General features: G+C 58.5%; 18 protein-coding genes. 3 read left to right on the forward strand and 15 right to left on the reverse strand.

Annotation, left to right across the window (positions count from 1 at the left end; translation table 11 throughout):
• Positions 1-24: 24 nt before the first annotated feature.
• From ACXAGD_RS08180 to ACXAGD_RS08190, 3 genes are all read right to left on the reverse strand, one after another.
• Positions 25-1,374: a cytochrome P450 gene (locus tag ACXAGD_RS08180; RefSeq protein ID WP_475209525.1), complete on the reverse strand. Its 1,350-nt coding sequence runs from the start codon at positions 1,372-1,374 to the stop codon at positions 25-27.
• Positions 1,371-2,585 (reverse strand): hypothetical protein, encoded by a 1,215-nt coding sequence (locus tag ACXAGD_RS08185; protein WP_475209527.1) that lies wholly within the window; start codon positions 2,583-2,585, stop codon positions 1,371-1,373. Before ACXAGD_RS08185 ends, ACXAGD_RS08180 begins: the two co-directional genes overlap by 4 nt.
• A 63-nt stretch (positions 2,586-2,648) precedes the next feature.
• Positions 2,649-3,401, reverse strand: a complete 753-nt coding sequence (locus ACXAGD_RS08190) for a cytochrome c biogenesis CcdA family protein (protein WP_475209528.1) — start codon at positions 3,399-3,401, stop codon at positions 2,649-2,651.
• Positions 3,402-3,506: 105 nt separating this feature from the next.
• Here ACXAGD_RS08190 and ACXAGD_RS08195 point away from each other — a divergent pair, with 105 nt between their 5' ends.
• Positions 3,507-3,740, forward strand: coding sequence for a sulfurtransferase TusA family protein (locus tag ACXAGD_RS08195; protein ID WP_475209530.1), 234 nt, complete (start codon positions 3,507-3,509; stop codon positions 3,738-3,740).
• A 46-nt stretch (positions 3,741-3,786) separates the two neighbouring features.
• On the opposite strand, the gene ACXAGD_RS08200 is transcribed toward ACXAGD_RS08195, so the two are convergent.
• The 9 genes from ACXAGD_RS08200 to purC all read right to left on the reverse strand — a co-directional run bounded on the left by ACXAGD_RS08200 (position 3,787) and on the right by purC (position 14,504).
• Complete coding sequence (locus tag ACXAGD_RS08200; protein WP_475209532.1) at positions 3,787-4,215, reverse strand: hypothetical protein; 429 nt, start codon at positions 4,213-4,215, stop codon at positions 3,787-3,789.
• Positions 4,216-4,345: 130 nt separating this feature from the next.
• Positions 4,346-7,225 carry an Rne/Rng family ribonuclease gene (locus ACXAGD_RS08205; protein ID WP_475209535.1) on the reverse strand — a complete coding sequence of 960 codons (2,880 nt, stop codon included), beginning with the start codon at positions 7,223-7,225 and terminating at the stop codon, positions 4,346-4,348.
• Between the two features lie 501 nt (positions 7,226-7,726).
• On the reverse strand, positions 7,727-9,061 hold the full coding sequence (locus ACXAGD_RS08210) for a sigma-54-dependent transcriptional regulator (protein ID WP_170324832.1): 1,335 nt from the start codon (positions 9,059-9,061) through the stop codon (positions 7,727-7,729).
• Between the two features lie 13 nt (positions 9,062-9,074).
• On the reverse strand, positions 9,075-10,841 hold the full coding sequence (locus ACXAGD_RS08215) for a sensor histidine kinase (RefSeq protein ID WP_475209539.1): 1,767 nt from the start codon (positions 10,839-10,841) through the stop codon (positions 9,075-9,077).
• A 36-nt stretch (positions 10,842-10,877) separates the two neighbouring features.
• Positions 10,878-11,546 (reverse strand): phosphoribosylformylglycinamidine synthase subunit PurQ, encoded by a 669-nt coding sequence (purQ, locus tag ACXAGD_RS08220; protein WP_170324830.1) that lies wholly within the window; start codon positions 11,544-11,546, stop codon positions 10,878-10,880.
• A gap of 11 nt (positions 11,547-11,557) precedes the next feature.
• A complete protein-coding gene (locus tag ACXAGD_RS08225) occupies positions 11,558-12,601 on the reverse strand; it encodes a zinc-dependent alcohol dehydrogenase family protein (RefSeq protein ID WP_475209542.1) in 1,044 nt (347 codons plus the stop codon).
• A gap of 4 nt (positions 12,602-12,605) precedes the next feature.
• Complete coding sequence (gene purS / locus ACXAGD_RS08230; RefSeq protein ID WP_109311572.1) at positions 12,606-12,836, reverse strand: phosphoribosylformylglycinamidine synthase subunit PurS; 231 nt, start codon at positions 12,834-12,836, stop codon at positions 12,606-12,608.
• A gap of 116 nt (positions 12,837-12,952) precedes the next feature.
• Entirely contained in the window at positions 12,953-13,615 is a 663-nt protein-coding gene (locus ACXAGD_RS08235) for a MarC family protein (RefSeq protein ID WP_475209546.1), read from the reverse strand.
• Positions 13,616-13,748: 133 nt separating this feature from the next.
• Positions 13,749-14,504, reverse strand: coding sequence for a phosphoribosylaminoimidazolesuccinocarboxamide synthase (purC, locus tag ACXAGD_RS08240; protein ID WP_475209549.1), 756 nt, complete (start codon positions 14,502-14,504; stop codon positions 13,749-13,751).
• Positions 14,505-14,691: 187 nt separating this feature from the next.
• On the opposite strand from purC, the gene ACXAGD_RS08245 reads away from it, so the two are divergent.
• Together ACXAGD_RS08245 and bmt are read left to right on the forward strand one after the other, a co-directional pair.
• Positions 14,692-15,009: a DUF1476 domain-containing protein gene (locus tag ACXAGD_RS08245; protein WP_475209550.1), complete on the forward strand. Its 318-nt coding sequence runs from the start codon at positions 14,692-14,694 to the stop codon at positions 15,007-15,009.
• Between the two features lie 123 nt (positions 15,010-15,132).
• The gene (gene bmt / locus ACXAGD_RS08250) at positions 15,133-16,146 is read left to right on the forward strand and encodes a betaine--homocysteine S-methyltransferase (RefSeq protein ID WP_475209552.1); all 1,014 of its coding nucleotides are present in this window, start codon (positions 15,133-15,135) and stop codon (positions 16,144-16,146) included.
• 3 nt (positions 16,147-16,149) lie between these two features.
• Here bmt and ACXAGD_RS08255 read toward each other — a convergent pair whose 3' ends face one another.
• From ACXAGD_RS08255 to ACXAGD_RS08265, 3 genes are all read right to left on the reverse strand, one after another.
• Complete coding sequence (locus tag ACXAGD_RS08255; protein ID WP_475209554.1) at positions 16,150-16,926, reverse strand: enoyl-CoA hydratase-related protein; 777 nt, start codon at positions 16,924-16,926, stop codon at positions 16,150-16,152.
• A 74-nt stretch (positions 16,927-17,000) separates the two neighbouring features.
• Entirely contained in the window at positions 17,001-17,456 is a 456-nt protein-coding gene (locus tag ACXAGD_RS08260) for a cytochrome c-type biogenesis protein (protein WP_475209555.1), read from the reverse strand.
• Entirely contained in the window at positions 17,453-19,417 is a 1,965-nt protein-coding gene (locus ACXAGD_RS08265; RefSeq protein WP_475209557.1) for a heme lyase CcmF/NrfE family subunit, read from the reverse strand. The genes ACXAGD_RS08260 and ACXAGD_RS08265 overlap by 4 nt, the downstream gene beginning before the upstream one ends.
• Positions 19,418-19,492: the final 75 nt, after the last annotated feature.

Below are 19,492 nucleotides of genomic sequence, written 5' to 3' on the forward strand. Positions count from 1 at the left end.
AAGGCGCAGGGTGATGGTAGTTTGTTAGCGCTCAACCACGCGCAACCAAATTCCATCTTTAGACCGCACCGTCAGATGCGCCACCGGAACGGGCGTTCTGCCCTTTACCAGCTCGAACCGGAAGTGCCGCAGCAACATCGACAACAACAAGGGGCCCTCGACCATGGCGAACCCGGCCCCGGTGCAGACACGCGGGCCCGCCGAGAACGGGATAAACGCCTGCCGCTGACAGGTTTTTCCGTTTTCGGTGTTCCAGCGGGTGGGATCAAACTCATCAGGGCGATCCCACAGGCGTTCCTGCCGGTGCAGATGCCAGGGACTGATGACGATCTGTGACCCTTCGGCAATCTCCCGGTCCCGGAATTTCTCCGGGCAGCTCGCCTCACGCACCATCATCGGCACGGGCGGGTACAGGCGTAAGGCTTCGCGGAACACATCCCGGCTGAGGCGCAGTTTTGACACCGTGGTAAAGCTGGGATCGTCCAAAGCAGCCGCCTCGGCGCTTAGTTTTTCCTGCCATTCCGGATAAAGCGCCATTAGGTAAAGGGTCCATGCCAGCGCCGACGCACTGGTTTCGTGCCCGGCCAAAAAGAATATGGCGACCTGATCGACCATCTCTTGTGTGTCAAAGCACTGACCGGTTTCCGGATCAGGCGTGGTCATGATCTTGGTGGCAAGATCGTCGGGTGCCTGGCCCGTAGCGATCAGCTTAGCCCTCTCTGCTGTCAGACGCTTGATCAACGCGCGGATGACTTTTGCGTTCCGGCGAGTATTCCGTGCATGCAAGCGCGGCACCCATCGCGGCACCGGAATAAACGCCGCCAGATTCAGCAAAGGCTGCTGTCGCTGATAAGCCCGAAACTTATCAAACACCTGCGCGGCGACTTCATGCTCGATAGGAACCGAAAACAGGGTTCGGAATATCACATCCGCCGCCGCGTGGCTGGTGAGTTCTTCGCATTCGATCACCTTACCCGACTGACCTCGCAACCGCTCAACGCAAGCTTTGGCTGCCTGCAGCATCGCGGGAAAGGTGTCCTTCAACCGACCGCCCTCAAAGGCCGGATCGATGATCCGACGCTGCCGTTTCCATACCTCGCCGTTGGTTAGAAAAACCGAGTTCCCCAGCAGCGGGCGCAACCCCTCGCTGATGCGCCCGGACTTGGGAAAATCGTCGGGGCGTTTCTTCAGGACCGTATCCACAAGCTCGGGCTGGTTGATCATGTAGGATCGGAAGAATGGCGTGCGAAACTCAGCCATCCACGCGCGATAGAGCCGTTGCGGTTGCGCCGACAACAGGTCCTTGCGGAACAGTTTCAGGTAGCGCCAGAGCGAGACTTTGTCCGGACGGGGCCTTGGCTTTGGCGGTATCATCTTCGCACCGATCGGTATTTTGAGACTGGCTGCTCGATCCGTGATTTCGAAGGCACGCGCCCAAGGTAACGCTGGCCCAAAGTCAAAGGGCCTGCGGTGATACGGAAGTAATCGTAATCGTTCGGGCGATCGAACGCGCAGAGATACTGGAAATGCAGCCGGAAAAAGCGCCAACGCAGCGCTTGCCAGCGTTCCGGCGACAGAGTTTGTGTGAAGGCGGCCGAAAGGACCAGCGGCCAGCGTTTCTGGTCAGTCGCCACGCCGCTGACACCAACCGGGTCGCACAGAGCAAACGCGCATCCGTCACCCGGCGCAGACACGTCAACCCATGTGATGTTTGATTGCTCGGACAGGTATTGTAGGTCAGTTCGCAGTTCCTCGGCCTTGGGCAGAAACGAAACCATGGGCACCACCTGCCCCAATGTGAGGAATGACAATGCTGGCTGTGCATCAGACAACCCGTCATCGCGGATCAGATCGGCCAAAACCGCCACCCCAAGATGCGCGCCGGAAGAGTGGCCGACGACCAGAACCTCGTCCACATCTGTTTCAAGCGCGTGTTGAATATGTGAGGTAAACGTCGCCAACCGAGTTTTCAATTCGGCCGGCGTGGCGCCTTTCTGTGCGGCAGAATAAGCGTAGTCGTGCATCAGGTAATAGGCAAACAAGCGGTTGTCGATTTTGCGAAACCATTGCAGCAGGACAAATGCAGCAGCAATCGCTGGTGGCAAAGACAACCACCCTGCGACGGGCCAAAGCAGTGCGGCCACGGTCCATACGGCCAAAAGCGCTGCAATCAACTGAATAATCAGCATTCCAACGGGATACAGCGCCGCGATCACCGGCCCCTTGCGCAACCGCATCAGCCGCCACAACGCACCGGACCCTATGTAAATCCACGCTGTCCGCAACAGTTGCAGGTAGGTCGCGGGGATCGAGTTCGACATGCTTTCGCGCACGATATCCGACCAGACCAAAACTTCGACATCCGCCTCAACCCCTGCACCATCCTGACGCGAACAGACGTGCCAGCCATAGGGCCCCTCACCCGATTTCGGGGAAATCGAAACCTGATAACCAGAGATCTCAGCCTGCGCCTGACTTTCCTTGCGATAGAGCTCGCGGTAGCGGCGCGGGTGAATCGGATCATAGCCGGGAATATAGAATACCCGACGCCTGCTTACCCGAGGCTGATTTGTGTGACTGCTCATGCCCTTACCTTCTGCGGCGCAGGTTAGCGCAGCCTTATCGGCAAGGTAAGTCGGATCAGCAAATTACCCGAAATTGGCCAGCGCCGGGAAAGTCTCAAGCAGCCACCAGCTGAATTCGGTGAACAGGCCGGTGATTAGCATGATGCCCACGAACAACAGCAGACCGCCCATGACCTTCTCAATCATGCCCATATGGGGCTTGATGCGATTCATGACTGACATCGACCGGTTTAGGAACATGGCCGCCAGCAGGAACGGAATACCCAGCCCAGCGGCATAGACACCAAGCAACAATGTGCCGCGCGCGACCGAGGCCTCGGACGCAGCCAGTGACAGGATCGCCCCCAGTTGCGGGCCAATGCAGGGCGTCCACCCGAATGCGAAAGCCAGGCCCAGGATATATGCACCAAAAACCGATCCGCCGGAATCTCCAGTCTCAATCCGGGCCTCACGGTCCAGGAAGGGAATGCGGAACACGTTCAGGAAATGTAGTCCAAAGACAATCACAACCGCGCCGGATAGTTTGGCGAACAGCACCTGATTTTGCAGCACAAACGCCCCAAAGGCCGAGGCCGTGAAGCCAAGCAGCAGAAACACCGTCGACAGGCCCAACACAAAGAACAGAGCGGACATGGTCGCTTTGCGCCGCGCCGCTGCCTCATCCTGCATCTCGTTGATCGTCACACCGCTCATGTACGCCAGATAAGGCGGCACGATGGGCAACACGCAGGGCGACAGAAAGCTGATCAGCCCGCCCAGCATTGCGATGAACATGGCAGGCAGCAGGCCCGCGTCGATGATATCGATTCCGAACATAAGTCAGCACATAGGATATCAAACCGGCGGCGTCACGGGGCCATTCGGTCACATCCCCGTGCGTCTGTGCTGGACAGCGATGCAAAGTGGAAATATCTCAACCTTATGTCAAATCCCACAGAAACGCTCGACGCGCTGGGTCTGTTGTGTCCCTTGCCCGTCCTGAAAGCCAGAAAACGCCTTAAATCGATGCCCTCGGGGGCCGTTTTGCGCATTCTGGCCGATGATCCCGCTGCCATCATCGACGTTCCCCATTTCTGCGCCGAAAGCGGGCATCAGCTGTTGTCGCAAGAGGACGCGGACGGGCATCAGGTCTACCACATTCAGAAAACGGGCTGAGGCAAGGGGTCAAGGGCATCTATGCCCCAAACCTTTAGTCCATCTACTAGATCGAAATCTTCGGGTGTAGAAATTCGATCCAGTTCTCTACGTTTTCTTCCCACTTCTTCTCGAACTGCTTCTCAAAAAAATCTATGTATTTCATCACATAGATGTGGTCAGCTTTCGTGACAACTTGCCCCTTTCTGTTGCCCACTGGGATTTTGTAGCCTGCGTCGTCAGGATAAGCTGGTTGTCGAGCTGGGTTTTTGTCCTGCCCGTACGCATCATCCAGCAATGACATCAGGTATTCCTCTCGAGCCACACGGGCTTCTAAATCACAGTGGCGAGAATCTAGAGAAATCTGAGCGACCTCCAATTCGTCCTCAAGGTCTGCAATTTCGTGCGACATCTTATTTACTTCAGCGTAAGCACTCTTCAGGCTCCTTTGGTTCTGCTTAAGCTTTTGCGTTGTGTAACCCTGCAAAAATCCCATTTTCTGCTCGCTCCTCTGTCAACTGCGATTCTTATGTAAGCCGCAGAACAATAAAAAGAAAACGCGCTGACCAAAGTCAACGCGTTCTCTAAAATTGCTGTATGGGCAAACCCACTGGCAGTCTTTGTCGTTATTGACCCAAAGACCACCAGCCTCGCCGTTTCGGCTTGGCGGGCTCACTTGGCTGTTCAGGCTCTTCTGCGACGGCCTCAAGCACGGGTTCGGGGGTCTCTTCGACCACCTCTTCCACTGTGGCCTCAACCTCGACCGCTTCTACAGCCTCAACCACTTCCACAGTCTCAGCAACGGGCTCGGCCACCTCTTCGGCCTCCGGTTCGCTTGCTTCCTGTGGTTCAACCTCCGGCGTCTCCTCTTCAGCCGGTTCCGCAGCCTCAACAGGTTCCGGCTGTTCGTTCACCGGTTCTGCTTCGGGCTCTGTCACGGCCTCAGCTTCAGCCACAGGGGCTTCCTCTGCTGCTTCAGTCGGGCTTTCCACGGCCGCTTCAGCGCCAGCCTCCACTGGGCTTTCCTCAGCCACTTCAACAGGTTCTACGTCCTTCTTCTTGCGGCGCGGAGCCCGGCGGCGCTTGGGCTTTTCAGTCTTCTCTTCCTGAGCAGCCTCTTCCGCTTCGGGTTCAGACGCGGCCTCATCACCTGACTCTGCGTTAGCTTCTTCCTCAGCTCCGTTCTCAGGCGCTTCACCACCAGCGCTGCTCTTCTTGCGACGGCGACGGCGACGCTTGCGCTTGGGCTTGGCTTCTTCCTCGGTCTGAACGGTTTCTTCGACGACGGCTTCTTCTTCGTCCGCGTCCACCAGATCCATCAACGAGGCGTCCACAGACACGACCGGCGCAGTTGCCTCGGGCACGACGCGGCTGGCGGTCTTGAACTTCTCCATCGAGAAATCAGGGCTGACCAGATGCACGTCTCCTTCGACCCGAACTGACAGGCCGTAACGCGCTTCGATCTGCGCGATATGCTCGCGTTTCTGGTTCATCAGGAAGTTGGCGATGCTGACCGGGCAGCGCACCAGAACTTCGCGCGAGCGGCGGCGAGTGCCTTCTTCTTCGATCTGACGCAGGATGGTCAGGGCCATGTTGTCGTCCGAGCGGATCAGACCGGTGCCGTGGCACGACGGGCATGGCTGCGTCGTCGCCTCCAACATACCGGGACGCAGACGCTGACGGCTCATCTCCATCAGGCCAAAGCCGGAAATCCGGCCGACCTGAATGCGGGCGCGATCCGTTTTCAGCTTGTCCTTCAGACGTTTTTCAACGGCCGCGTTGTTCTTGCGCTCGTCCATGTCGATAAAATCGATGACGATAAGACCAGCCAGGTCGCGCAGGCGCAGCTGACGTGCCACTTCCTCGGCGGCTTCTAGGTTGGTTTTGAGCGCGGTTTCCTCAATCGAGCCTTCCTTGGTCGCCCGACCAGAGTTCACGTCGATCGCCACCAACGCCTCGGTGACGCCGATCACGATATAGCCGCCGGATTTCAGCTGCACCGTCGGGTTGAACATACCGGTCAGGTAGCTTTCAACCTGATAGCGTGCGAACAGCGGCAGCGCGTCCTCATACCGTTTCACGTTCTTGGCGTGGGACGGCATGATCATCTTCATGAAGTCCTTGGCGATGCGGTAGCCGCCTTCGCCTTCGACCAACACCTCGTCGATCTCGCGATTATAGAGATCGCGGATCGAGCGTTTGATCAGATCACCTTCTTCATAGATTTTGGCGGGCGCGATGGATTGCAGCGTCAGTTCACGAATCTGCTCCCACATGCGCTGCAGGTATTCATAGTCGCGCTTGATCTCGGATTTCGTACGCTTAGCGCCAGCCGTCCGGATGATCAGGCCCGCTCCAGTCGGAACGTCGATTTCCGAGGCGATCTCTTTCAGCTTCTTACGGTCCGGCGCGTTGGTGATCTTGCGGCTGATCCCGCCACCACGCGCGGTGTTGGGCATCAGAACACAATAGCGACCGGCCAGCGACAGGTAAGTGGTCAGTGCGGCGCCCTTGTTGCCACGCTCTTCCTTGACGACCTGCACCAGCAGGACCTGACGGACCTTAATGACTTCCTGAATCTTGTAACGGCGCGGACGCGGCTTGCGCGGCGGACGAATGTCCTCGCTGTCATCCTCGTCGGCCACGGATTCAATACTGTCATCCTTAGCGGACGCATCCGGGCGGGCTTCTTCTTCCGCCTCGTCATCAGAATCGGCTTTGGACTCTTCGCCGGCAGCGGCCTCTTGCTCCGATGCTTCATCAGCGACGTCTGCATCGTCTGCAGCGCTCTCAACCTTTGCCTCGTCAGGTGCCTCATCCGCCTCACCCGCAGGCTCTTCGGAATCCGCAGGAGTTTCCTCCGATGGTTCGGTCACTACTTCGTCGCCCTCGACTGCGGCGTCATCCACAGCTACAGCTTCTTCTGCCTCTGCAGCGGACGCTTCACCCTCAGCCGAAGAATCAACCTCGTCAGTGGGCTCTTCGACTGGCGTCTCAGCGACATGATCCATCGGCGAGGTGCCTTCTGGGATTTCCAGATCCGCACCCTCTTCGCCTTCATCAAGGTCGATCGTTTCCATGCCCGTAGGCTCGGTTGAGACCTCGATGGTTTCGACCACGTCGTCCGATTTCACATCCGCCGCTTTGCTGCGTGACCGCGAGCGGCGCTTCTTAGGCTTGCTATCTTCGGCCTCGTCACGCGCCTTCATCGCTTCAGCATAGGCGCGCTCTTCTTCCATAAGCGCTTCGCGGTCGGCGACCGGAATCTGGTAGTAGTCCGGATGAATTTCCGAGAAGGCCAGGAAACCATGCCGGTTTCCGCCGTAATCCACAAAGGCCGCCTGCAGCGACGGTTCGACCCGTGTTACCTTTGCGAGATAGATGTTGCCAGCAAGCTGGCGTTTGTTTTCGGATTCAAAGTCGAACTCCTCAACCTTGTTTCCATCGACCACCACGACGCGGGTTTCCTCCGCGTGGGTGGCATCGATAAGCATTTTCTTAGCCATGTGTCCTTGGTGCACCGCGCCAAACGCGTTGTCCTGGCCCGTCCGGGAGGACAGGCGCATTTGGGGTGGTGTCTTGTCAGGGCGATATCGGACGGCGCGCGGCAGGGTCTGGCGCTGTGGCCCCCTGCCCGTACTCTCGATCGTTGCGCGCGCGTCATCGCGGTTCTTCTCCGACAGGTGCGATATGCCGCGACCTGCCCATTTATTCCTATCACCCGCAATTGCGGGCTCAGGCGTTCATCTGCCCCAATCTGGGGCACAATCGGTCTGCTTTGCCTCGTGGGATTGTCACCATCCGCGACAGAGCAGCGAAACTCAAAGATGGGGCTTAAGGGCACAAAAAGGCCCGGCCCGTTCGGACACAATAAAAGCAGTCCTGTGGAAAAGACAATGGGCAAACTGCATCACGGGTCCCGAACACCGCTCAGGATCCCTTCATCTGGCAAAAAAATATCCCGGGGAGGCACCCATAGGGCGGTGGGGGCAAAGCCCCCTACCCAATTACAGGTAATCTGAACGCTGAAGACCGTATTTGGCCATCTTTTCGTTCAGCGTCCGCCGCGGCAGACACAGTTCTTCCATCACGGACGCAATCGACCCCTTGTGACGCCGCATCGTGTTATCGATCAGCATCCGCTCGAACGCTTCAACATATTCCTTGAGCGGTTTGCCTTCGGTCGTCATCACGGGTTGCATTTCCTCGTGATCGGACATCAGCAACGACGCAATCGTGCCCGATCCGCGGCGCGACTGCAGCACGGCACGCTCGGCAATGTTGATCAGCTGACGCACGTTGCCCGGCCACGGCGCCTGCAGCAATTGTGCGGCCTCCTGAGCGCTGACCTGTGGCGCATCACAGCCGTATTCCTCGGCAAATTGCTCGCTGAGACGGGTGAACAGCGTCAGGATATCTTCGCCCCGCTGGCGCAGGGGCGGCATGGTAATCCGCAGCGCGGCCAGGCGATAAAACAGGTCCGGGCGTAGTACGTCTTCGCTGGTCTTTCCGGCCTCTTGCAGGTTGGAAATCGCCACGATCCGGGTTTCCGCCGGCGTGCCCTGGTCGTTCATGACACTCAGCAGACGCGCCTGAAGGGTGTCGCTGAGCGCCTCGACATCCTCAAGAACCAGTGTCCCCCCGCGCGCCTCTTCTATGGCAGGCAGTTGGGTATCTTCGGGCATCATCGGGCCAAAAAGACGTTTCGACAGAACGTCTTCCTCAAGTGCCGCGCAGGACACCAGAACGAACTTCTTGCCGGCCCGGCTGCCAACAGCATGCAGCGCGTGCGCGACCAGAGTTTTTCCCGTGCCCGTCTCACCATCGATCAGGACATGACCATCCGCCTGCCCCAGATCCAGAATATCCTCACGTAGACGCTCCATCACCGGGCTGGCACCGATCAACTTGTTCATGATCTGGGTGCCACCTGACAGCTCGCGCCGCAGGGCTCGGTTGTCCAGCGTCAGACGACGAGCGTTGCTGGCGCGTTTGGCAAGTTCCGACATCCGATCCGGATTGAATGGCTTTTCAAGAAAGTCGAACGCGCCAACGCGCATTGCCTCAACCGCCATCGGCACGTCACCATGACCGGTGATCATGATGACCGGCAGAGTGCTGTCGGCCCCCATCAGCTTTTTCAGCAGCTGAATGCCGTCCATGCCGGGCATCTTGATGTCAGAGATGACAATGCCCGGATAGTCAGGACCCAGCACCTTCAGCGCATCCTCGGCGCTCGAGAAGGTCTCGGTGTCATATCCCGACAGTGCCAGCCACTGGCTGATCGACTGGCGCATGTCCTGTTCGTCATCCACGATGGCGATCTTCATGGCCTGTGCCATAGTAATTCCTTTGTTATTCAGCGGCCTCAAGGCCGTCGCTTCCCAGTATCGGCAGCTGCATCTCAAACACCGCGCCACCGTGCTGGCTGTTGCGGGCGGTCAGCCGCCCCCCATGGTCGTTTACGATACCCGAAGAGATGGCAAGCCCCAAACCGACGCCGTCTCCGGGTTGCTTGGTGGTATAAAACGGCTCGAAAAGGTTCTCGATATCCTCGATCCCATAGCCGTTGTCGCGGACGGTCAGCACCGCCATGTCACCTGCTGCCAGAATAATTTCGACATCTGGCTCTGATACAGATTTGGTGGCGTCCAGCGCATTGCGCAAGAGGTTCACCATTACCTGTTCAATCCGCATCCGGTCCCCCATTACAATAACAGGTTCTTCGGGCAAAATCTGCGTTATCTTCACATGCCGCTGACGCAGTTGTGGTTCCATCATAGACAGGCTCGAGGCCAGCGCTTCGCCAAGATTTACTGGGGAAAACGCATCCGCGCCCTTGCGAGCGTACGACTTGAGCTGCCGTGTGATCGCGCCCATCCGTTCAATCAGACCATCAATGCGACCAAAGCTGGCAAGCGCCTCTTCGGGGCGGTTTCGCCGCAACAGCAGGCGCGCCCCGGCAAGATAGGTTTTCATTGCAGCCAGCGGTTGATTCAACTCGTGGCTAACGGCAGCAGACATCTCGCCCAATGCGGCCAGTTTCGAGCTTTGCGCTAGTGTTTGCTCGGCGACTTCCAGCGTCTTTTCAACCCGTTCGCGTTCAGCAATTTCCCGCTGTAGCCTTGCATTCAATGCGCGAAGCTCTGCCGACTCGCGCTGAAACAAGGCCATGCGCAGCGTGGCCCTTCGGCTGAGTGCGTAGAAAGCCAGCGCCAGCAGAATCGCGAACCCCATGATTTCGAGCGCGAGAACGCTGTTCACCTTTTCCCGGATCGAGGCATAGGTCGTGAAAGATGTCATCTGCCAGCCGCGGAACGGAATGCGTGTTTCCATCCGCATCACGGCCTCACCTTGCAAATAGGCGTCAGGCGGCAGCGCGGTCCAATCCGCTGTGGCACGCAGAGCGCGCTGGATCGCGCCTTCCGGAGGCTGACGCAGCATAGCCGCGTTTTCGTCCAGCCCACGCCACTGTGGTTCGGTAGAAAGGATGATGTTGCCGGTGCTGTCGGTCACCATCACCGCGTCAGAAATACCCGCCCAGGCCAGTTCGAACTTGTGTAGATCGACCTCGACAACGATCACACCAAGTATATCGGAATTTGCATCGATGCGACGCGAATAGACAAAGCTGTAACCGCCGGATTCTTTCGGGATCACACTGAAGATCGTGGCGTTCGAACGCATCGCGTCAATAAAATAGGGCGAACTGCGATGCGCCTCGCCCAAGCGGTTGCGATCGGTCGACGCAACCAGGCGCCCGTCTCCGTCCAACAGCATTAGGGACGCGGCCCCGATCTCTTCGACAAACGAGATCAGACGCTGGGTAGACAGAGAAAAGTCACCAGATTGCAGCGCCGAGATCAACGTGGGATCGCGGGACAGAAGTTGTGGCACAATCGCGTTTCGGCGCAGCTCGCTCAGCAGGTTGCCGGAATACAATGCTAGGCGCACCTCGGCCCGGTTTCGGGTCGACTCGGTGAACCTGTCCGTCAGCAGACGGTTCGTGATCCAGATCGTCGCAACGGCTGCGACCAGCAAAGCGATCACAGCAACCCTCAGGCGCCACCCAAGGGGCGCGCCACGGAAAGGTTTTGTCAGATTGGACCAGTCGAAACTCATCCCGGGAAATTACGCGGGCTTGATCTCAACCTCAAGTCACGCAGGTGCGAGGACACCTGACAATGCGCGGAACAATGCCGTACCGTCGGTGCCTCCATGCCCATCATCCGCAGCGCGTTCCGGATGCGGCATCATCCCGAGAACTCTGCGGTTTTCAGACAGAATACCAGCGATGTCCCCGACAGAGCCGTTCGGATTCTCGGTATAGGTGAATGCGATCCGGTCCTGATCCCGAAGCGCGGACAGTGTCGCGTCATCGGCGAAATAGTTTCCGTCATGGTGGGCAATCGGAATTCCGATCACATCGCCAGCATTGTAGCCTTGGGTAAAGGCGCTGTCGCTGGTCTCTACCTTCAGGCCGACAGTCTTGCAGATGTATTTCAGGCCCGCGTTGCGCAGCAGTGCGCCGGGCAGGATGCCGGTCTCGGTAAGGATCTGGAATCCGTTGCAGATGCCCACGGCATAACCGCCACGATTGGTGTGATCGACCACGGCCTTGCAGATCGGCGATTGCGCGGCGATGGCCCCACAACGCAGGTAGTCGCCGTACGAGAAACCACCGGGTACACCCACGATGTCGATACCCTCGGGTAGCGCTGCGTCCTTGTGCCAGACCATATCGACCTGAAATCCAGCCTGTTCAAAGGCCACTGCAAGGTCCCGGTCACAGTTTGAACCGGGGAAAACGATAACGGCTGCGCGCATTGCGGACCCTCCTAAGAGACAAAATCGGTGACCACGGCAACACCGGGCGGCGTTGGATGGTCAAAGGCGGCAAGCTCTTCACTCACCTGATTCAGAGTTATTTTTCGCGTCACCAGCGGGCTTAGATCAACGCTGCCCCCCGAGATAAGGGACAACAGCGACTGATAGCGCCAGCTTGGCATCCCGCGAGTACCGTAGACGGCCAGTTGCCCCGAATACAGAACATCCATCGGCAGGGACATATTCGCGTGCTGTCCCGTTGGCATTCCGATCTGTACCATCCGACCCAGTTTGCGCAGGGACTTTACCGCAGCAACGGTGGTGGTTTCGATCCCCAGCGCTTCAATCGCGACATGTGCTCCGCCGCTGGTGATATCTTTTACGGCCTCGGGCGCATTACTGGTGACCGCATTGACGACCGCATCGGCACCGAGGCTTTCAGCATAGGCCAGCTTATCGTCTGCGATATCGACCACAACGACGCGCGCACCCAGTGCCTTGCCCAGCATCAGTGTAGAGATGCCGACGCCGCCGCCACCAAAGATGGCCAGCCACTCGCCGCCCTGTATCTGCGCACGCCCAACCAATGCCTGCCACGCCGTGGTCACCCGGCAGCCCAAAGCCGCAGCAATTTCGGGTGCAAGCGTATCCGGCAGCGCCGTCAGATTGGCATCGGCATGCGCGACAGCAATGAATTCGGCAAAGGCTCCGTCACAGGTGAAACCGGGCACGACCTGATCAGAGCAGATAGTCTGATGGCCCTGCGCGCAGTCCGGACAGTGACCGCAGGCCAGAATGAACGGCGCGATTACCCGATCCCCGACCTTCCAGCGGGTCACCCGCGAACCAACCGCGACAACCTCGCCGCAGTATTCATGGCCAGGCGTCATCGGCAAAATCACATCCGGATCCGATCCCGACCACGCGTGCCAATCAGACCGGCAAACGCCGCAGGCCAGCACACGGACGACAACTCCGTCCTCAGCCGGTTCAGGGTCGGGAATGGTCGTCAGTTCAAGCGGTTGACGATATGTGATCAGACGGGCAGCCCGCATCCACTTAGACCAGTTCGATCTCGTAGCGTTCGATGACGGTGTTGGCCAACAGCTTTTCGCACATCTCGGTGATGTCCGCTTCGGTCGCACCTTCGGCCAGCTCAAGGTCAATCACTTTGCCCTGACGCACGCCTTCGACCTGATCAAAGCCCATGGCGCCCAATGCGTGCCGGACGGCCTCACCCTGCGGGTCGAGGACCCCGTTCTTCAGCATCACATGCACCCGTGCTTTCATTCCTGCAACTCCAGCTGAGGGCCGTAGTTTCCGGCCCGTTCCGTTGCGCGGGGGATAGCGTGCGAAACGGCGTTCGACAACCCTTGTCCGTATACAGTTTGACGCAGGCTAACCGATCAACCTCCGCCGATCAGCCCCGGGTAGCGCGCGTCAATGGCATTGAACGTGCCGGTCAGCACCATTTCAACAGCAACGGCGACAAGAATAATCGCCATGACGCGGGTGATCACGTTAATCATAGTCGGCCCGAAAAACCGTGAGATCGGGTCCGCAAACAACAACCCCAGCCCCACAATCGCGCAGGCGATCAGCACCGCCGATCCCAAGGTCACAATCTCGGCCCCGTCCGACAACGTATGGGCAAAGACAATTGTGGTCGCGATGGTACCCGGCCCAATCGTCAAAGGAATCGCCAGTGGCACGACGGCGATGTTGCTTTTCTTCTTGGTTCCCTCTTCCACTGCCTGCTGATCGCCCTGTGGCCGATCCGAAGCGTTCAGCATCGACATGCCAACGCCCAAGATTATCAGACCGCCGGCGATGCGGAATGAGGGGATGTCGATACCAAAGATGGCCAGCACCTCTTCGCCTATCAACACAGCGATAAGTGCCACGATTACAACGGTGCCCGTGACGATCAGCGCCACGCGCTTGCGTTCTGGCGCTGAATAGCCTTCGGTCATGCTCAGGAAGATCGGGATGCCGTAAAGCGGGTTGAAGATCGCCAGCAGCGCCGCGAGGAACTTTAGAAAGACTGCCTGATCGAACAGTTCGGCCATTTGGGTATCACCTTGGTTAAGCTTGTTCAGACAATGCGAAGGTCGGCGCGCACTGTCAAACCACCAAAGCAAAAAGAAAAAAGCGCCGTCTTTGCCGACGGCGCTTTAATTCATATCCCTGGCAAAAAGCCGATTAGTTGATCAACGTCGGCTTGGTTACGTTGCTTTTCGGCAAGACACCTAGGCGGCGTGCAACCTCGGAATAGGCGTCGGTCAGGCTTCCCAGGTCGCGGCGGAATACGTCCTTGTCCAGTTTCTGGCCAGTCTCGATGTCCCACAGGCGGCAGCTGTCAGGGCTGATCTCATCCGCGATGATCAGGCGCTGGTAGTCGCCATCATAGACGCGACCAATCTCGATTTTGAAGTCGACCAGTCGGATGCCCACTGCCAGCATTATGCCGCTCATGAAGTCATTCACCCGCAGTGCGAGGCTGAGGATGTCTTCCATGTCCTGCTGGCTTGCCCAGCCAAAGGCGGCAATGTGTTCTTCGGTGACCAGAGGGTCACCCAGCGCATCGTCCTTATAGCAGTATTCCACGATCGGACGCGGCAGTTGCGTGCCCTCGGCGATGCCCAGACGTTTCGACATCGACCCGGCGGCATAGTTGCGCACGATCACTTCCAACGGCACGATCTCGCAGCTGCGCACCAGCTGTTCGCGCATGTTCAAGCGGCGGATAAAATGGGTCGGCACGCCAATTTGGGCCAGACCGTTCATGAAGAACTCGCTCAGGCGGTTGTTCAGCACGCCCTTGCCGTCAATTACGTCTTTTTTCTCGGCATTGAACGCAGTGGCGTCGTCCTTGAAATACTGAACGATAGTACCCGGCTCGGGGCCTTCGTACAAAATCTTAGCCTTACCTTCATAGATTTTCTTGCGACGCGCCATAAGCGACCTTTCCACTCTGAACAGAGGGAATGAGTCCCCTCACGTTGGCGTTCTCATAGTGCAAGCCCCCCTTTCCCGCAAGTTAACTGACCCGAGGGGCTTTGACGCAGCGCAAATCCCTTGCGAACAGGCGCACGTATAGTCATATCATCAGGAGAGAAGTTGAAACCCAAGAGGCCCCCAACCAATGACCACGTTTGACGAACGCGAAAACGCCTTTGAAGCCAAATTTGCTCATGATGAGGAAATGCAGTTCAAGGCACAGGCCCGCTGCAACAAGCTGCTTGGCCTCTGGGCCGCAGAAAAGCTGGGCAAAACCGGCCAAGAGGCTGAAGACTACGCAAAAACCGTCGTGATCGCCGATATGGAAGAAGTCGGCCACGAAGACGTTGTACGCAAAGTGGCAGGCGATCTGGGCTCGCTGTCGTCCGATGACGAAATCCGCGCCAAGATGGCCGACCTTCTGCCCGAAGCCAAGGCTCAGGTTCTCAGCGAAACAGACTAAGGCCAATTTGCCTGCCTCATGATCTTCATGAGATTTATGAATTTGATTTGACGCCCCGGTCATGAGACACGGGGCGTCTCCAATAGATGCTAGGCCTTTTGCGCCTTTTTTCGGAACACTCCAATGACAAATGCACTGAGCAAGCTTCTTGAAACCAACGATGCCATTCTGGCAGATGGGGCAACTGGCACCAATCTGTTCAACATGGGCCTTCAGTCCGGCGACGCGCCCGAGCTGTGGAACGTGGATGCGCCGGACAAGATCCGCGCACTTTATCAGGGCTCGGTCGATGCTGGCAGCGATCTGTTTCTGACCAACACGTTCGGCGGCACCTCGGCGCGTTTGAAACTGCATGATGCGCAAAACCGAGTGGGTGAGTTGAACCGCATTGGCGCAGAATTGGGCCGCGAAGTCGCTGACAAGGCCGGGCGTCCTGTCGTGGTGGCCGGGTCGGTAGGTCCAACAGGCGAAATCATGGAACCTGTCGGCAGCCTGTCCCACGCCGCTGCAGTTGAGATGTTCCATGAACAGGCCGAAGCGCTCAAGGCAGGTGGTGTGGACGTTCTGTGGGTTGAAACGATCAGCGCACCCGAAGAATTCCGCGCGGCAGCCGAGGCCTTTGCTTTGGCCGACATGCCATGGTGCGGCACCATGAGCTTTGACACTGCCGGACGCACCATGATGGGCGTGACCTCGGCCGATTTGGCGCAGCTAGTCGAAACCCTGCCCAACCCGCCGGTTGCCTTCGGCGCCAACTGCGGCACTGGTGCCTCGGACATTCTGCGCACCGTTCTTGGTTTCGCAGCGCAAGGAACCGAGCGGCCGGTGATCTCAAAAGGCAATGCCGGTATTCCGAAATATGTCGACGGCCACATCCACTATGACGGCACGCCGGAACTGATGGGGGATTATGCAGCTATGGCGCGTGATGCGGGTGCCACTATCATTGGTGGTTGCTGCGGCACCATGCCCGACCATCTGCGTAAAATGCGCGAGGCTCTGGATACCAGACCGCGCAGCTCGCGCCCAACACTGGACCAGATCACTGATGCTCTGGGGCCGTTTTCTTCGGCATCAGATGGCACAGGCGACGATGCCGCGCCCGAGCGGCGCACACGTCGCCGCCGCCGCGCCTAAGCTTCAGCGCCCCTCGAATTTCGGGGGGCGTTTTTCCATGAAGGCCACCACGCCTTCGGCAAAATCGCGGCTGCGGCCGCAATCGCCCTGCAGATGCGCCTCGATCGCCAGTTGCTGCGGTAGCGTTTTCTCATATGTCCCGCGGATCGCCTTTTTAATCGCTCCGAAACCGGCTGTAGGGCCGCTGGCCAGATGCGCCGCGCGCTTGCGCCAATGGGCATCGAACGCGTCATCGGGCACGGCTTCCCAGATCAGGCCCCAATCATCCGCCTGCCGCGCGCTGATCTTGTCGGCGAACAAGGCAGCCCCCATGGCTTTTGCGAACCCCATCTGACGCGGCATGAACCACGTACCACCAGCATCCGGCAACAAGCCAATCCGGGCAAAAGCCTGCAGGAAATAGGCGCTTTCGGTTGCGATCACCACATCCGCACTGAGCGCAAGGTTCGCCCCTGCCCCAGCAGCCGGGCCGTTGACTGCCGCAATCGTGGGAACCGGGCAATCATAGATCGTCTCCAGCATCGGTTCGTATTCATCGCGCAGCGTCCGTTCCAGATCAATCTTGCCGGTGCTGGATGCGTCACCAAGATCCTGGCCCGAGCAAAACGCACCGCCTGATCCTGTCAGAACAATAGCCCGTGCGTGACGAGCGGCGTGCTTCATCGAATGCGTAAGCTCGGCGCGCATTTGGGCCGTCATAGCATTCATTTTGTCCGGACGGTTCAGGGTCACAACCGCCAAATCGTCCGTGATATCCAAAAGGATCGTTTCGTATTCCATGAACCCCTCCCCAAAACTCCGGTCTTTTGGGAACCCTGACCGAAATGCAGAAGAAGGAAAAGCGGAACCCTGGGTCAGTCTTCAAGAATTTGGCGCAAACGCTCTTTCTCGGCGTCGGTCAACTTGTCCTTTTCGCCGCCGACCTGCACTTGGGATCGCTTGCGCAGAAAGCTCCACCCCATCGCCGCAGCAATCAGCAGCATGATCGGACCTGCCAGCCACAGCATCAGGTTCGAGCCCGAGGTGGTCGGTTTTAGCAACACGTACTCGCCGTAGCGGTCCACGATGAAGGCAATCGCCTCCTGGTCCGTGTCCCCGGCGACCAGACGTTCCCGCAGCAGCAGGCGCAGGTCACGCGCCAGTTCGGCGTTGCTTTCGTCGATGCTCTCGTTGCGGCAGACCAGACAACGCAACCCGGTGCTAAGATCCCGTGCGCGTTGTTCCAGCACGGGATCGTCCAATACTTCGTCGGGCTGTACCGCAAACAAAGGCGACGCAATCAGGGTCAGGATTAGGATCAGACGTTTCATTCCGCAGGTACTCCGCCCGTTGGCGCCTTGCGCGCACCGGCTGCAACCCGGAAACGGCGGTCCGACAGGCTGAGCAAACCGCCTAGAGACATCAGGATACACCCACCCCAGATCCAGTTCGCAAGCGGTTTGATGTAGGTCCGCATCACCCAGCCGCCATCGGCTTGCTGGTCCCCGATCACCACATAGAGGTCACCAAGGAACCGATAATCGATGGCCGCCTCGGTGGTCGGCATCCGTGCGACCGGATAGTCGCGTTTCTCAGGATGAAGCGTACCCATTGGCCGCCCGTTCTTTTCGACCCGAACATCTGCCATGGTCGAGAAATAGTTCGGCCCTTCCACACGATGTACATCTTCCAATGTCAGGGTAAACTGCCCGACCTCGAACGGTTGACCAGCTTGCGCGACGCGAATGTCCTCGACCTCCCATGCAGTCAGGCCGGCAATTGCGAACATGGTCACGCCCAGACCGGTATGCGCGACAGCCTTGCCCCAGTCTGCGCCCGGCAGGCGAAACAGACGTTTAAGGCTGCCATTGCGGCCCGTGCGGCTCCACAAGTCGATGGCCGCGCCAAAGGTGATCCATGCGCCAAGGAACAGACCAACTGGCCCCAGCGCACTGCGTCCGGTCTGCATCGCCCACACCAGCAAAGCCAAAGCCACTGCTAGCAGGAAGGCGTAGCGCAGAGAATAAGCGGTCTTCCCAAGCTTACCGCGTTTCCACGGCAGCATCGCGCCCACAGGCAGCGCAATGCCCAAAGCCACCATGAACGGTGTGAAGGCCGCGTTGAAGAACGGCGCCCCGACCGAGAGTTTGCGGTCAAAGACCATCTCGGCCACCATCGGCCACATTGTCCCGACGAATACGACGAAACAGCTGACGGCCAGCAGAATGTTGTTGAGAATCAGCGCGCTTTCGCGACTGACCATGCCAAAAACGCCCTTGGCCTCCATTGCCTGCGCACGCGCGGCGAACAGGGTCAGTGACCCTCCGATGAAGATCACCAGAATAAACAGGATAAACACACCGCGTTCCGGATCATTGGCGAAGGCGTGAACCGACGTCAGCAGCCCCGACCGCACAATGAACGTGCCGATCAACGAAAAGCCAAAGGCAATGATCGCCAGTAGAATAGTCCAGCTTTTCAACGCCTCGCGCTTTTCCACCACGATGGCCGAGTGCAGAAGCGCGGCAGCCAGCAACCAGGGCATGAACGAGGCATTTTCAACCGGGTCCCAGAACCAGAAGCCACCCCAACCAAGCTCGTAATACGCCCACCAGGATCCCAGCGCGATACCTATAGTCAGAAACACCCATGCGGCCAGAGTCCAGGGACGCACCCACCGGCCCCATGCAGCGTCCACGCGCCCCTCGATCAGGGCGGCGACGGCAAAGCTGAAAGCCATACTGAGACCAACGTAACCCAAATACAGGAACGGCGGATGGAAGGCCAAACCTGGGTCCTGCAACAACGGGTTCAGGTCACGCCCGTCAAACGGAGCTACAATCAGGCGGTCAAACGGGTTCGACGTGAACAGAATGAAGGCAAAGAACGCCACCGCAATCGCAGATTGAACCGCCAGAACCCGCGCTTTCAGCGTGGGCGGCAGTCCGCCCCCAAAGAACGCGGCCATGGCGCCGAACAGCGAAACAATCAGTACCCACAACAGCATCGAGCCCTCGTGGTTTCCCCATGTACCGCTGATCTTGTAGAGCATCGGCTTGGCCGAATGGCTGTTTTCGACCACCACCCGCAACGAGAAATCCGAGGTCACAAACGCCCAGACCAGCGCCCAGAATGAGAACCCAACCAGCAAAAACTGCAGGATGGCCGCTGGTTCGGCAAAAGACATCCATCCGGGCCACCGTTTGGCGGCACCAATCAGCGGAACCACCGACTGCACGATGGCAACCAGAAAAGCGAGGATCAGGGCAAAGTGGCCAAGTTCTGTAATCATGGCCCCGGATATAATCCTGTTACCAGGCAAGCACCAATCACTTTCGCCCCTTTGCGGCGAGCATAGTGTCGCGGG

Source organism: Ruegeria sp. ABF4_144 (assembly GCF_056160045.1).

Bases quoted from the DNA above. Each gene is read 5' to 3' on its own strand.
- purQ (WP_170324830.1), bottom strand. From the start codon at position 11,546: ATGCGCGCAGCCGTTATCGTTTTCCCCGGTTCAAACTGTGACCGGGAC.
- ACXAGD_RS08265 (WP_475209557.1), bottom strand. From the start codon at position 19,417: ATGATTACAGAACTTGGCCACTTTGCCCTGATCCTCGCTTTTCTGGTT.
- ACXAGD_RS08210 (WP_170324832.1), bottom strand. From the start codon at position 9,061: ATGGCACAGGCCATGAAGATCGCCATCGTGGATGACGAACAGGACATG.
- ACXAGD_RS08255 (WP_475209554.1), bottom strand. From the start codon at position 16,926: ATGGAATACGAAACGATCCTTTTGGATATCACGGACGATTTGGCGGTT.
- ACXAGD_RS08225 (WP_475209542.1), bottom strand. From the start codon at position 12,601: ATGCGGGCTGCCCGTCTGATCACATATCGTCAACCGCTTGAACTGACG.
- ACXAGD_RS08205 (WP_475209535.1), bottom strand. From the start codon at position 7,225: ATGGCTAAGAAAATGCTTATCGATGCCACCCACGCGGAGGAAACCCGC.
- ACXAGD_RS08195 (WP_475209530.1), top strand. From the start codon at position 3,507: ATGTCAAATCCCACAGAAACGCTCGACGCGCTGGGTCTGTTGTGTCCC.
- purC (WP_475209549.1), bottom strand. From the start codon at position 14,504: ATGGCGCGTCGCAAGAAAATCTATGAAGGTAAGGCTAAGATTTTGTAC.
- ACXAGD_RS08235 (WP_475209546.1), bottom strand. From the start codon at position 13,615: ATGGCCGAACTGTTCGATCAGGCAGTCTTTCTAAAGTTCCTCGCGGCG.
- ACXAGD_RS08180 (WP_475209525.1), bottom strand. From the start codon at position 1,374: ATGATACCGCCAAAGCCAAGGCCCCGTCCGGACAAAGTCTCGCTCTGG.
- ACXAGD_RS08245 (WP_475209550.1), top strand. From the start codon at position 14,692: ATGACCACGTTTGACGAACGCGAAAACGCCTTTGAAGCCAAATTTGCT.
- ACXAGD_RS08260 (WP_475209555.1), bottom strand. From the start codon at position 17,456: ATGAAACGTCTGATCCTAATCCTGACCCTGATTGCGTCGCCTTTGTTT.
- ACXAGD_RS08215 (WP_475209539.1), bottom strand. From the start codon at position 10,841: ATGAGTTTCGACTGGTCCAATCTGACAAAACCTTTCCGTGGCGCGCCC.
- ACXAGD_RS08190 (WP_475209528.1), bottom strand. From the start codon at position 3,401: ATGTTCGGAATCGATATCATCGACGCGGGCCTGCTGCCTGCCATGTTC.
- bmt (WP_475209552.1), top strand. From the start codon at position 15,133: ATGACAAATGCACTGAGCAAGCTTCTTGAAACCAACGATGCCATTCTG.
- ACXAGD_RS08185 (WP_475209527.1), bottom strand. From the start codon at position 2,585: ATGAGCAGTCACACAAATCAGCCTCGGGTAAGCAGGCGTCGGGTATTC.
- purS (WP_109311572.1), bottom strand. From the start codon at position 12,836: ATGAAAGCACGGGTGCATGTGATGCTGAAGAACGGGGTCCTCGACCCG.
- ACXAGD_RS08200 (WP_475209532.1), bottom strand. From the start codon at position 4,215: ATGGGATTTTTGCAGGGTTACACAACGCAAAAGCTTAAGCAGAACCAA.